Here is a 12,264-nt window from a genome sequence, read left to right on the forward strand (position 1 = left end):
CGAGCCACCCGACCCGGAGACCGCTGCGGCCCCGCCCCCGCCCGCGCCGTCGCGGCCCGCGCACCGGTGGGGCATCCCGGCCGCGCTGGCGGTGCTGGCCGTCAACCTCGCCGGCTTCACGCTGGGACCGGTCCTGGCCGGGGAGGGCTTCGTCGCCGAGACGTACGTGCTCGCCATCATGGCCCCCACCCTGCTCGCGGGGGCGGCAGCCGTGGCGTTCAGCGTGTGGCGCGGCTGCGGACCCGTCGCCGACTTCGGACTGCCGCGGTCGTGGCCCGAGTTCCGCAACCAGCTCGGAATCGGCCTGCTCGGCGGGGGAATCGCGCTGCTCGGCGCGCTGATCCTGGCGGCGATCCTCGTCGTCGCCCTCGGCATCGACGCCGCCGATTCCCCGCTCACCGCCCTGGTCGGGTTGCCCACGGTGTGGAAACTGCTGCTCGTGGCCTGGGTGTGGTTCGGCGCCCCGCTCGGCGAGGAACTGATGTTCCGCGGCATGCTCTGGGGGGCGCTCGAACGCCGGCCCGAGCGATGGTGGGGACGCCCGATCGGCGTCCTGACGATCACCACCGTCGTGTTCGCCCTGTGGCATCAGGAGTGGTGGCGGCTGCCGGTCCTGCTGTGGGGCGGAGCGGCGATGGGGTTCGCACGGCTGCGCGGCGGGTCGGTGTTCTCCTCCTGGGTGGCGCACTCGCTCAACAACACCCTGCCCGCGCTGAGCCTGCTGTTTCTGCTCTGACCTCCCGTTTTCGTCCCGGCGGGCGGATCTGGCAGAATGGATCGCTGTCGTCGCATCCGGTTACGTACCGCGCGGCGGTCACAGGATAGAGGCAAAACCGGGCGTGCCAGAAGGGCGCGTCGTCCGAATTGCACGTGACAGGCGTATTTCGCATGCGCCGAAGGAGATTCGCAGCAGTGGCTGTCAAGATCAAGCTCACCCGTCTCGGCAAGATCCGCAACCCGCAGTACCGCATCGTGGTTGCCGACTCGCGCACCCGCCGCAACGGCCGCGCCATCGAGACCATCGGCAAGTACCACCCGAAGGAAGAGCCTTCGCTGATCGAGATCGACTCGGAGCGGGCCCAGTACTGGCTCGGAGTCGGTGCGCAGCCGACCGAGCCGGTCGAGAACCTCCTCAAGATCACCGGCGATTGGCAGAAGTACAAGGGCCTCCCCGGCACCGAGGGCACCCTGCGCAAGGCCGAGCCCAAGCCGTCCAAGCTCGAGCTGTTCCAGGCCGCCCTCGCGCAGGCCGAGAACGCGCCGGCTGCCGAGGCCGTCACGCCCAAGAAGAAGAAGGCCGCCAAGGAAGACACCGCGGAGGAGTCCTCCGTGTCCACCGAGGCTGCCGAGTAATGAGCACCGTTGTCGCCGATGCCGTCGAGCATCTCGTCCGTGGCATCGTCGCCAACCCCGACGACGTGCGCGTCGAGCTGATCACGGGCCGTCGGGGGCGCACCGTCGAGGTGCACGTGCACCCCGACGATCTCGGCAAGGTCATCGGCCGCGGCGGCCGCACCGCGACCGCCCTGCGGACCCTCGTCTCCGGCATCGGGGGCCGCGGGATCCGCGTCGACGTCGTCGACACCGACCAGTAGGCGCGCCGCGGTGGAGCTCGTGGTGGGCCGTGTCGCCAAGTCGCACGGCATCAAGGGTGAGGTGGTCGTCGAGGTTCGCACCGACGAACCCGAGGAGCGCTTCGCCGTCGGCGCCGTGCTGCACGGCCGCAAGCCCCGCGAGCAGACCCTGCAGACGTACACGGTGGAAGCCGCCCGGGAACACTCCGGGCGGCTTCTGCTGCGCCTGCGGGGGATCGCCGACCGCGGCGCCGCCGACGCCCTGCGCGGCACCCTGTTCCTCGTCGACAGCGCCGATCTGCCGCCGTCCGACGACCCGGAGGAGTTCTACGACCACGAACTCGAGGGTCTGGCCGTACGCATCGTCGCGGGCCGGCCCGACGCCGGCACCGAGATCGGCACCGTTCGCGAGGTGCTGCACACCGCCGCCGGCGAACTGCTCGCCGTCCGCCCGGCCGGCGACGAACGGCGCGAACTGCTGATCCCGTTCGTCACCGCGATCGTGCCGACGGTGTCGCTCGCGGACGGCGTCATCGAGATCGACCCGCCGGAGGGTCTGCTCGACCCCGACTTCGGCTCGGAGACATAACCTCCCGTGCGATTCGACGTCGTCACCATCTTCCCCGAATACCTCGAGCCGCTGCGCGTCGCGCTGCTCGGCAAGGCCATCGACAAGGGCCTCGTCTCCGTCGGGATCCACAACCTGCGGGACTGGACCCACGACGTGCACAAGGCCGTCGACGACTCCCCGTACGGCGGGGGACCGGGCATGGTCATGAAGCCGACGGTGTGGGGGCCCGCCCTCGACGACGTGCTCGCCGGCCCCGACGGCGAACCCGACCCCGACGTGCTGCTCGTCGTCCCCACCCCGGCCGGCGTGCCGTTCGACCAGGCCACCGCGCAGCGCTGGGCCGGCGAGAAGCGCATCGTGTTCGCCTGCGGCCGCTACGAGGGCATCGACCAGCGCGTCTTCGACGACGTCGCCCGCCGGGTCCGGGTCGAAGAGGTCAGCATCGGCGACTACGTCCTCATCGGCGGCGAGGTCGCCGTCCTCGTCATGACCGAGGCCGTCGTGCGGCTGCTGCCCGGCGTCCTCGGCAATCAGCAGTCCCACCAGGAGGACTCCTTCTCCGACGGCCTCCTCGAGGGTCCCAGCTACACCCGCCCCGTCAGCTGGCGCGGCCTCGACGTGCCGCCCGTGCTGCTGTCCGGGGACCACGCCAAGGTCGCCGCATGGCGCCGGGAGCGGGCGCTCGAGCGCACCCGCGAACGCCGGCCCGACCTGCTCGCCGACTGACCGACCACGGTCAGTGCGCGCCGGCGCCGCCGAACACCGTGCGGACCACCTCGGTGACCGTGTCCCGCGCGTGCTGCGCGCTCGCATCCCCGGTCACGTCGAACAGTGCCGTGTCCGGCAGATCGGCCCACCGGTCGTCGCCGTCGTCGTAATGGACGAGCTCGCGGGCGAGCACCACCAGCACATACCGCTCGTCCTCGCCGACGAACCCCGTGGACAGGTGGATCCAGCGCCCGTCGAGGCAGCACATCCAGCCCTGCTTCACGCCGAGTCCCGTCGGGTCGGCCAGCCCGTCCGGCAACCCGAACTGCTGGTCGTATCCGTCGGCGCCGACGGGCGCGGCGGCACGCAGGTGCCCGACGATCGTCGCCCGGCCCCACTCGTCCAGCCCGCCCGTACCGTCGAGCAGGTCCGCGTACCAGGTGAGCAGGTCCGACGCGGTGGTGACGGTGTTCCACCACAGCCCGTCCGCGGGCGCGACGGTGCCGGTGAACGCGTGCCGCGCGGCGGTGCGCTCGACGATCTCCGAGTCGCCGTGCCGGAACCACAGGTCGTTGGCCGCCGAGTCGTCCGACGACTCGAGCATCGCGGTGATCCGGTCGTAGTCACTGCCGCCGAGCGGTAACTCGCCGGTCGCCGCCCGGTACAGCAGGTCGTCGGCGATGAACAGCTTGGCCACCGACGCGGTCTCGATCGGCGCGTCGACGCCCCCGACGACCCGGCGCCCGCTTCGCCGATCGAGCGCGGCGATCGTCACGTCGGCGCCGCGTCCGGCCGCGGTCGCCGCCGCGGCCGTCATCCGGTCGGGCAGCGAACCGAGCGGCTCCAGCGGGCCCGGGGACTCGACGGCGGCGGACGGCAGGGCGACCGGCGACACGACCGGTTCCGAACCGCACGCACCCACCGTCGCTGCCGTCAGCAACGCCAGCGCCAGCACCGCCCAGCGGCCGCCGCGCACCCGGGACATTCCCACGCTCCTGTAGTCCATTGTCCGGCGACCTCGCCCCGCCGTCCACCGCGGAGACGGGCGCGCCCACGCACGTCACCGCGGGCGGAGGAAGGATAACGGTAGGGTCGACCGCTGTGACGACCGCTCTCAAGACCGTGAATCAGCGCATCGCCGAGGAACTCGACGTCCGGGAAGGTCAGGTCGCCGCGGCGGTCGACCTGCTCGACGGCGGCGCAACGGTGCCGTTCATCGCGCGCTACCGCAAGGAGGTCACCGGCGCACTCGACGACGCCCAGCTCCGGCAGCTCGAGGAACGCCTGCGATACCTGCGTGAGCTCGACGAGCGCCGCACCGCGGTGCTCGAATCCATCGAGGCGCAGGGCAAGCTCGACGACGAGCTGCGCACGCAGATCCTCCTCGCCGACACCAAGGCCCGGCTCGAGGACATCTACCTGCCCTTCAAGCCGAAGCGGCGCACCAAGGCACAGATCGCGCGGGAGGCGGGCCACGAGCCCGTCGCCGACGCCCTGATCGGCGACCCCACCACCGATCCCGCCCAGTACAGCGCCGAACAGCTCGACGGCGCCCGCGCCATTCTCGTCGAACGCTTCGCGGAGGACGCCGACCTCGTCGGCGAACTGCGTGAGGCGATGTGGACCCGCGGACAGCTGAAGTCCACCGTGCGTCCCGGCAAGGAAACCGAGGGCGCCAAGTTCGCCGACTACTTCGGCTTCTCCGAGCCCTTCACCGACCTGCCCTCGCACCGCATCCTCGCGGTGCTGCGCGGCGAGAAGGAGGAGGTGCTCAGCCTGTCGCTCGAGCCGGACACCGAGGAACCCGAGCCCGGACAGCGCACCTACTTCGAAGGCCGCATCGCCGCCCGCTTCGGCATCGCCGACGAGGGCCGCCCCGCCGACAAGTGGCTCCTCGACACCGTCCGCTGGGCGTGGCGCACCAAGCTGCTGGTCTCCCTCGCCCTCGACACCCGCATGCGGCTGCGGCAGTCCGCCGAGAAGGACGCCGTCGACGTGTTCGCCGCCAACCTGCGCGACCTGCTGCTCGCCGCCCCCGCCGGCACCCGGCCGACGATGGGACTCGACCCCGGCTTCCGCACCGGCACCAAGGTCGCCGTCGTCGACGCCACCGGCAAGGTCGTCGCGCACGACACCATCTACCCGCACCAGCCGCACAACAAGTGGGACCAGGCCCTCGCCACCCTCGCGCGGCTCGTCGCGCAGCACGGGGTGGAACTGATCGCGATCGGGAACGGCACCGCCTCCCGCGAGACCGACGCCCTCGCCACCGAGCTGATCGCCAAGTCCGGTGCCACGAATCTCACCAAGATCGTGGTGTCCGAGGCCGGCGCGTCCGTGTACTCGGCGTCGGCGTACGCCTCGAAGGAACTGCCGGATCTCGACGTGTCGATCCGAGGTGCGGTGTCCATCGCCCGGCGCCTGCAGGACCCGCTCGCCGAGCTCGTCAAGATCGATCCCAAGTCCATCGGGGTCGGCCAGTACCAGCACGACGTGTCCGAGACGATGCTCGCCCGCTCCCTCGGCGCGGTCGTCGAGGACGCGGTGAACGCCGTCGGCGTGGACGTCAACACCGCCTCGGTGCCGCTGCTCGCCCGGGTGTCGGGCATCGCGTCGTCCCTCGCGGAGAGCATCGTCGCCCATCGAGACCGGAACGGCCCGTTCCGCACCCGCAAGGCCCTCACGGACGTGCCGCGCCTCGGCCCGAAGGCGTTCGAGCAGTGCGCCGGCTTCCTGCGGATTCCCAACGGCGACGACCCGCTCGACACCTCGAGCGTGCACCCCGAGGCGTACCCGGTGGTGCGGCGCATCGTCGAACGGAACGGCGGCGACGTGCGCGAGCTCATCGGCAACACCGCGGTGCTGCGCCGGCTGCGGCCGGCGGAGTTCGTCGACGACCGCTTCGGCCTGCCCACCGTCACCGACATCATCGCCGAGCTCGAGAAGCCGGGCCGCGACCCGCGCCCGGAGTTCAAGACTGCGACGTTCGCTGCCGGCGTGGAGAAGGTCGCCGACCTGAAGCCCGGCATGGTGCTCGAGGGTGTGGTCACCAACGTCGCGGCGTTCGGCGCGTTCGTCGACGTCGGGGTGCATCAGGACGGCCTCGTGCACGTGTCCGCGATGTCCCGCAGCTTCGTCGAGGACCCGCACGACGTCGTCAAGTCCGGCGAGGTGGTCAAGGTCAAGGTGCTCGACGTGGACGTGCCCCGGCAGCGGATCAGCCTGACGCTGCGCCTCGACGACGAGGTTTCCGCCCCCGGTGCCCCCACCAGCGGGGCCGACCCGCGCGGTGCGCAGGACCGCGGCGGACGCCGGCCCGGCGGCCAGCGGCAGGGTGGCAAGCGGCAGGGCGGACAGGGGCAGGGCGGCCGCCGCGGCGACCGTCGCCAGGACGCCGCACCCGCCGCCGGATCGATGGCGGACGCGCTGCGGCGTGCCGGATTCGGCAAGTAGATACTCCCCGGGCCGCGCCGACTACCGGCGCGGCCCGGTTCCTGACATCCTCGGGAGCATGCAGCCCACGGTGACGACCGGCCGCGCGCCGAAGGACCCGCTCCGCCTCGTCGACGGCGTTCCGAGGGCGATCGCGCGGTGACCGCGGTGACCGAGTGGCTGCAGCGCGAGATCATCGATCGCGGGCGGCTGCCGCTGCTGTTCTTCCTGCTCGGCTTCCTCCTCGCGTTCCTCTTCATCCGGATCAGTGTCCGCATGATCCGCGCCCAGGTGCGCTGGTGGCCCGGCAATGTCACCCCCGGCGGGCACCACGTGCACCACGTGGTGTTCGGCGTGGTCACCATGGTGATCGCGGGCGGGTCCCTGATCGCGGTCTACGAGGACGGCACGCAGACCACCGGAGCGGCCCTGGCCACGCTCTTCGGCATCGGGACCGCGCTCGTGCTCGACGAGTTCGCCCTGATCTTCTATCTCAACGACGTGTACTGGGAGCAGCAGGGACGGGTCTCGGTCGATGCGGTCTTCGTCGCGATCGCCGTCACCGGCTTGGTGCTGCTCGGCCTGCAGCCCCTCGAATTCGCCGACGTCACCAACTTCCGGGAGGATCCGTCGTGGGTCACCCGCACACTGATCGCCCTCTCCGCGCTCGCAAATCTCGTCCTCGCGGCGGTCGTGCTGGCCAAGGGCAAGATCTGGACGGGCCTGATCGGCCTGTTCGTCTTCCCGTTGCTGCTGATCGGTGCGGTTCGCCTGTCGCGGCCCGGTGCCCCCTGGGCGCGGTGGCGCTACAGCGGCAAGGTCCGCAAGATGCGCCGCGCGATCGAACGCGAGAGGCGCTATCGGCGCCCGGTGATCCGGGCGAAGATCTTCGTGCAGGACCTCGTCGCGGGCAAACCGACGATGGACACCGTGCACGGGGCCGTCGAGCACTCCCGCGTCGCCGCCGAAGCCGAACTGGCCCGTACGGTGCACGCCGCGCCCCCGCCGATTTCCGCCACCCCGGCACCGTCTGGCACAATTGACGGGTTGCCCGGCTCGGGCACGCATACCTGACCTGGGCACGAACCAGTCGAGCACCGCCTTCCGGCGGATGCCGCTCGGTTCCTCTGCTCATGCGAACAAGCGAGGATGACAACCGATGAACACCCTGGACTTCCTGGACGCCAAGTCCCTGCGCGACGACATTCCGGACTTCCGTGCCGGCGACACCCTGAACGTGCACGTGAAGGTCATCGAGGGCTCGAAGGAGCGCGTGCAGGTCTTCAAGGGCGTCGTGATCCGTCGCCAGAACGGTGGCATCCGCGAGACCTTCACCGTGCGCAAGGTGTCGTTCGGCGTCGGCGTCGAGCGGACCTTCCCGGTGCACAGCCCCAACCTCGCCAAGATCGAGGTCGTCACCCGCGGTGACGTGCGTCGCGCCAAGCTGTACTACCTGCGCGAGCTGCGTGGCAAGGCCGCCAAGATCAAGGAAAAGCGCTGACCTCGTCGCGCTGACCGCCAGGCCCCGAGTAGCCCGGTCCGGATTCGTTCCGGGCCGGGCTACTCTGATTCGGTGGCAGATTCATCGCGAGACCCGGCCGTGCCGGAGATGCAGCAGCGCAGCACCGACGACACGCCCGAACGCGATCGGAAACAGGACAAGAAGGAGAAGTCGTTCCTGCGGGAACTGCCCGTCCTGATCCTCGTCGCACTCGTGCTGAGCTTCCTGCTCCAGACCTTCGTCGCGCGGGTCTACCTCATCCCCTCGGAATCGATGGAACCCACGCTGCACGGCTGCCCCGGCTGCACCGGCGACCGGATCGTCGTCGAGAAGATCGGCTATCGCTTCGGCGACCCCCGGCCCGGCGACGTCGTGGTCTTCCGTGGCCCCGACTCCTGGTCCACCGGCTACGTCTCCACCCGCTCCGACAACGTCGTGCTCCGCGGCATGCAGGAGGTCGGATCCCTCGTCGGACTCGTCCCGCCCGACGAGAACGACCTCGTCAAGCGCGTGGTCGCCGTCGGCGGGCAGACCGTCGAATGCTGCGACGACCAGGGCCGCGTCCTCGTCGACGGCAAGCCCCTCGACGAGCCGTACATCGAGATGGACTTCCCGTTCACACCCGGCGTGGTCACCTGCGAGACCGAGGTGCGCTCAGGCCGGTGCTTCGGGCCGGTCACCGTGCCGGACGGTCACATCTGGGTCATGGGCGACAACCGCTCCAACTCCGCGGACTCCCGCTATCACGTCGCCGACGAGAACCAGGGCACCATTCCGATCGACAACGTGATCGGCAAGGCCCGGTTCATCGTCCTGCCGCCGTCGCGATGGGGCACCATCGATTCCCCGGAGATCCAGCAACCGTGACCTCGTGGCCGCCGCGTGCCGTGATCCGCAGGTCCGCGGGCCTGCGCACCATGGAGTCGACGCTCGTGCGGTGCGGGCTCGGCCCGGTCGCGGGTGTCGACGAGGCCGGCCGCGGCGCCTGCGCCGGGCCGCTGGTCGTCGCCGCCTGCATCCTCGATCCCAAACCCCACCCGTCGCTCGCACGCCTCGACGACTCCAAGCGGCTCACCGAGAAGACCCGCGAGGAGTTGTACCCGATCATCCGCCGTCGCGCGGTGGCGTGGAGCGTGGTGATCGTGCCGGCGGCCGAGATCGACGTCATCGGTGTGCACGTGGCCAACATCGAGGGCATGCGCCGCGCGGTGATGCGGCTGTCCGTCGCGCCCGGGTACGTCCTCACCGACGGCTTCCGGGTGCCCGGCCTGCCGGCGCCGTCGCTGCCGGTCATCGGCGGCGACGCCGCGGCGGCCTGCATCGCGGCGGCGAGCGTGCTCGCCAAGGTCACCCGGGACCGGATCATGGTCGACCTCGACGGCGAGCTGCCCGGCTACAGCTTCGCCGTCCACAAGGGCTACAGCACCCCCGCCCACATGACGGCACTGCGGGACCTCGGCCCCAGCCGGGAGCATCGGCTGCGGTACGCCAACGTTGCCGCCCTCCTCGGCGACGACCCCGGCCACGGCCGATTCGGCTCCGACGAGGCGGATGCGGGATGATGGATCAACACACCAGAACGGGAGGACACCGAGACCGATGAGTGCCGAGGATCTCGAGAAGTACGAAACCGAGATGGAGCTCTCGCTGTACCGGGAGTACCGGGACATCGTCGGTCAGTTCGCGTACGTCGTGGAGACCGAGCGACGGTTCTATCTCGCCAACGCGGTCGAACTGCTGCCGCACAACTCCGGTGGCGAGGTGTACTTCGAAGTGCGCATGTCCGATGCGTGGGTGTGGGACATGTACCGCCCCGCCCGCTTCGTCAAGCACGTCCGGGTCATCACCTTCAAGGACGTCAACATCGAAGAGCTCGACAAGCCGGACCTGCGCCTGCCCGACAAGCTGGGGTAGCCCGCCTTCAACATCCGGCACGTGGCCGAATGTCACATTCCTTCGATCCGATCGAAGCGGTGTGACATTCGGCCACGTGCCGTTCCGGGCTTTCTCCACGTGGGCCGAAGTTGTCCACACCCGGCGCATCCATCCACAGATTTCGTGATCCGGCCCGGTGCGGACCACGGGGGACCTTCGCGTGGCGCACAGTGGTCGCCACACAGGGAGGGACGGGGATGGGACGCAATCAGCAGGTGGGGGCGCTGGGGGAGGACCTGGCGGCCGAGTTTCTCGAGTCGGCGGGCATGGTGGTGCTCGCGCGGAACTGGCGCAGCCGGTACGGGGAACTCGATCTGATCGCCGAGGACGGCGACACGGTGGTGTTCGTGGAGGTCAAGACCCGCACCGGCCTCGGATACGGCACGCCCGCCGAGGCGGTGACCGCGGTGAAGGCGGACCGGATCCGCCGGCTGGCCGCATTGTGGTTGTCCGGCAGCCGGCGCCGGTGGCGCCGGGTGCGGGTCGACGTGGTCACGGTGCTGCTCCCCCCGCGGGGTGAACCGTTGATCACCCACCTGCGGCAGGTGCTGTGATGGCGCTGGGGAAGGCGTACTCGGTGGCCGTCACGGGGGTGGACGGGCAGGTTGTGGAGGTCGAGGCCGACATCGGTCGCGGCCTGCCGGGAGTGAAGATGGTGGGCCTGCCCGACACCGCGCTGCAGGAGTCCCGGGATCGGGTGCGCGCGGCGGTGACGAATTCCGGTGGTGAATGGCCCGATTCGCGGGTGGTGCTGGCCCTGTCGCCGGCGACGCTGCCGAAGGTGGGCAGCGTCTACGACCTCGCCCTCGCGTGCGCGGTGCTCAACGCCGCCAAGTCGATTCCGCCCGAGGGGGTTTCGCGGACGGTTCTGCTCGGAGAGCTGGCACTCGACGGCCGGGTGCGGTCGGTGCGCGGGGTACTGCCGGCGGTGCTGTCCGCCAAACGCGCCGGGTGGGAGCGGGTGGTGGTCCCGGCCTCCACGATGTCCGAGGCCGGTTTGGTCGACGGCATCGCCATCTACGGGGCGGACACACTCACCGAGGTGGTGCTGTGGCTGCGCGGCGACGGCCCCCTCGAGCGGCCCGGCCCCCGGCCGGTGGCGGAGCGGCCGGGGCGGGCGGACATGAGCGAGGTGGTCGGTCAGCACGAGGCGCGGCGGGCCATCGAGATCGCCGCCGCCGGCGCACACCACCTGATGCTCACCGGCCCACCCGGCATCGGGAAGACGATGCTCGCCCAGCGGCTTCCCGGGGTGCTGCCGGAGCTGACGGAAGAGCAGGCGCTCGAGGTGACCGCGATCCACTCCGTCGCCGGAACCCTGTCGGCGGACCGGCCGCTCATCACCGACCCGCCGTTCATCGCTCCGCACCACACCGCCTCGGTCAGCTCGCTCGTCGGTGGGGGCAGCGGAATGGCCAAACCCGGTGCGGTCAGCCGGGCACACCGGGGTGTGCTGTTCCTCGACGAGGTCGCCGAGATGGGCACCAAGGCGCTCGAGGCGCTGCGGACCCCGCTCGAGGACGGCGAGGTGCGCATCGCCCGCCGCGACGGCGTCGCGCGCTATCCGGCGCGGTTCCAGCTGATCCTCGCCGCCAACCCCTGCCCGTGTGCCCCGCCTCGTGACGCCGACTGCGTGTGCCCGCCCACCGCGCGCCGTCGCTACCTGGGCAAACTGTCGGGTCCGCTGCTGGACCGGGTGGACCTGCGGGTCCGGATGGAATCGGTGGCCACCGGAGCCCTCATGGGGGAGGCGGGGGAGAGCACCGAGGACGTGCGTGCCCGGGTCGCCCACGCCCGGGCCGCGGCGGCGGACCGGTGGGGCGCGCACGGATGGAGCACCAACGCCGAGGTGCCCGGACCCGCACTGCGGCAGAAGTTCCGGCTGCCCGGTGCGGCACTCGGGCCCGTGGAGTGGGCGCTGCGGAAGGGGGCGATCACCGCACGTGGTGCGGATCGGGCGTTGCGCGTTGCGTGGACGTTGGCCGATCTGGCGGGGCTCGACGCCCCGGGTGAGGTGCAGGTGGCCGCGGCACTGGACTTCCGGGATCGGGGGACGGCGTGAGTGCGGCGGAGGCGCGCCGGCTGGCGTGGGCGTATCTGTCGACGGTCGCCCAGGGTGCGTCTCGGATGCTGAATGCTGCGATCGAGGCGGACGGCCCGGAGGCGGTCGCCGCGGCCGTGCGCGACGGCTCGATCGGCGGCGCGTTACGCCGGCGCACCGCCGCACGTGCCCATCTCGACTCGGCGGCGCAGGATCTGGAACTCGTCGCGCGGCTGGGTGGACGGTTGGTGACGCCGGACGACGCGGAATGGCCGGCGTGGCAGTTGCTGGCGTTCGACGGGCTCGACGGCGCGGACACCGATGCGGCACCGGTGGCGTTGTGGGTGGTGGGTCGGCGGCGCATCGACGAGCTGGTCGAGCGGTCCGTCGCCGTGGTCGGCACGCGTGCGGCGAGCGGATACGGGGAGAACGTGACCGCGGAGATCGCCGGGGACCTGGCGGTGGACGGGTGGGCGGTGCTGTCGGGGGCGGCCTTCGGGGT

General features: G+C 71.1%; 15 protein-coding genes. 14 read left to right on the forward strand and 1 reads right to left on the reverse strand.

The genetic code is table 11. The features are described from left to right. The 5 genes from G6038_RS28065 to trmD form a co-directional block, all read left to right on the forward strand. The coding region (locus tag G6038_RS28065) for a type II CAAX endopeptidase family protein (RefSeq protein WP_165041833.1) at positions 1 to 736 on the forward strand (736 nt) is incomplete at its 5' end. Positions 737 to 912: 176 nt separating this feature from the next. Beyond that, positions 913 to 1,353 carry a 30S ribosomal protein S16 gene (gene rpsP / locus G6038_RS28070; RefSeq protein ID WP_006933690.1) on the forward strand — a complete coding sequence of 147 codons (441 nt, stop codon included), beginning with the start codon at positions 913 to 915 and terminating at the stop codon, positions 1,351 to 1,353. After that, positions 1,353 to 1,595 (forward strand): RNA-binding protein, encoded by a 243-nt coding sequence (locus tag G6038_RS28075; RefSeq protein ID WP_006933693.1) that lies wholly within the window; start codon positions 1,353 to 1,355, stop codon positions 1,593 to 1,595. The genes rpsP and G6038_RS28075 overlap by 1 nt, the downstream gene beginning before the upstream one ends. Positions 1,596 to 1,605: 10 nt before the next feature. Next, positions 1,606 to 2,163 (forward strand): ribosome maturation factor RimM, encoded by a 558-nt coding sequence (gene rimM / locus G6038_RS28080; RefSeq protein WP_165041835.1) that lies wholly within the window; start codon positions 1,606 to 1,608, stop codon positions 2,161 to 2,163. Between the two features lie 6 nt (positions 2,164 to 2,169). After that, positions 2,170 to 2,871, forward strand: a complete 702-nt coding sequence (gene trmD / locus G6038_RS28085; RefSeq protein ID WP_165041837.1) for a tRNA (guanosine(37)-N1)-methyltransferase TrmD — start codon at positions 2,170 to 2,172, stop codon at positions 2,869 to 2,871. Between the two features lie 10 nt (positions 2,872 to 2,881). Here the strand turns inward: trmD and G6038_RS28090 are convergent, their stop codons facing one another. Then, entirely contained in the window at positions 2,882 to 3,859 is a 978-nt protein-coding gene (locus G6038_RS28090) for a hypothetical protein (protein ID WP_240918797.1), read from the reverse strand. Between the two features lie 95 nt (positions 3,860 to 3,954). Between G6038_RS28090 and G6038_RS28095 the strand changes: the two genes are divergently transcribed. From G6038_RS28095 to G6038_RS28135, 9 genes are all read left to right on the forward strand, one after another. After that, positions 3,955 to 6,306 (forward strand): Tex family protein, encoded by a 2,352-nt coding sequence (locus tag G6038_RS28095; protein ID WP_165041839.1) that lies wholly within the window; start codon positions 3,955 to 3,957, stop codon positions 6,304 to 6,306. Between the two features lie 147 nt (positions 6,307 to 6,453). Next, positions 6,454 to 7,359 carry a hypothetical protein gene (locus tag G6038_RS28100; protein ID WP_346772939.1) on the forward strand — a complete coding sequence of 302 codons (906 nt, stop codon included), beginning with the start codon at positions 6,454 to 6,456 and terminating at the stop codon, positions 7,357 to 7,359. A gap of 85 nt (positions 7,360 to 7,444) precedes the next feature. After that, the gene (rplS, locus tag G6038_RS28105; protein WP_003939017.1) at positions 7,445 to 7,786 is read left to right on the forward strand and encodes a 50S ribosomal protein L19; all 342 of its coding nucleotides are present in this window, start codon (positions 7,445 to 7,447) and stop codon (positions 7,784 to 7,786) included. Positions 7,787 to 7,894: 108 nt separating this feature from the next. Next, positions 7,895 to 8,653 carry a signal peptidase I gene (gene lepB, locus G6038_RS28110; RefSeq protein ID WP_206025758.1) on the forward strand — a complete coding sequence of 253 codons (759 nt, stop codon included), beginning with the start codon at positions 7,895 to 7,897 and terminating at the stop codon, positions 8,651 to 8,653. Then, the gene (locus tag G6038_RS28115; RefSeq protein WP_165041843.1) at positions 8,650 to 9,348 is read left to right on the forward strand and encodes a ribonuclease HII; all 699 of its coding nucleotides are present in this window, start codon (positions 8,650 to 8,652) and stop codon (positions 9,346 to 9,348) included. The genes lepB and G6038_RS28115 overlap by 4 nt, the downstream gene beginning before the upstream one ends. A gap of 37 nt (positions 9,349 to 9,385) precedes the next feature. After that, positions 9,386 to 9,700, forward strand: coding sequence for a DUF2469 domain-containing protein (locus G6038_RS28120; protein WP_003939014.1), 315 nt, complete (start codon positions 9,386 to 9,388; stop codon positions 9,698 to 9,700). A 218-nt stretch (positions 9,701 to 9,918) separates the two neighbouring features. Continuing rightward, positions 9,919 to 10,275 (forward strand): YraN family protein, encoded by a 357-nt coding sequence (locus G6038_RS28125; protein ID WP_165041845.1) that lies wholly within the window; start codon positions 9,919 to 9,921, stop codon positions 10,273 to 10,275. Continuing rightward, positions 10,275 to 11,783, forward strand: a complete 1,509-nt coding sequence (locus G6038_RS28130; RefSeq protein WP_165041847.1) for a YifB family Mg chelatase-like AAA ATPase — start codon at positions 10,275 to 10,277, stop codon at positions 11,781 to 11,783. Before G6038_RS28125 ends, G6038_RS28130 begins: the two co-directional genes overlap by 1 nt. Beyond that, positions 11,780 to 12,264: DNA-processing protein DprA (locus G6038_RS28135; protein WP_346772940.1), on the forward strand; the 485-nt coding region annotated here is incomplete at its 3' end. The genes G6038_RS28130 and G6038_RS28135, both read left to right, overlap by 4 nt.

This window comes from Rhodococcus sp. 14C212, assembly GCF_011058195.1.
Classification (GTDB): Bacteria; Actinomycetota; Actinomycetes; order Mycobacteriales; family Mycobacteriaceae; genus Rhodococcus; species Rhodococcus aetherivorans.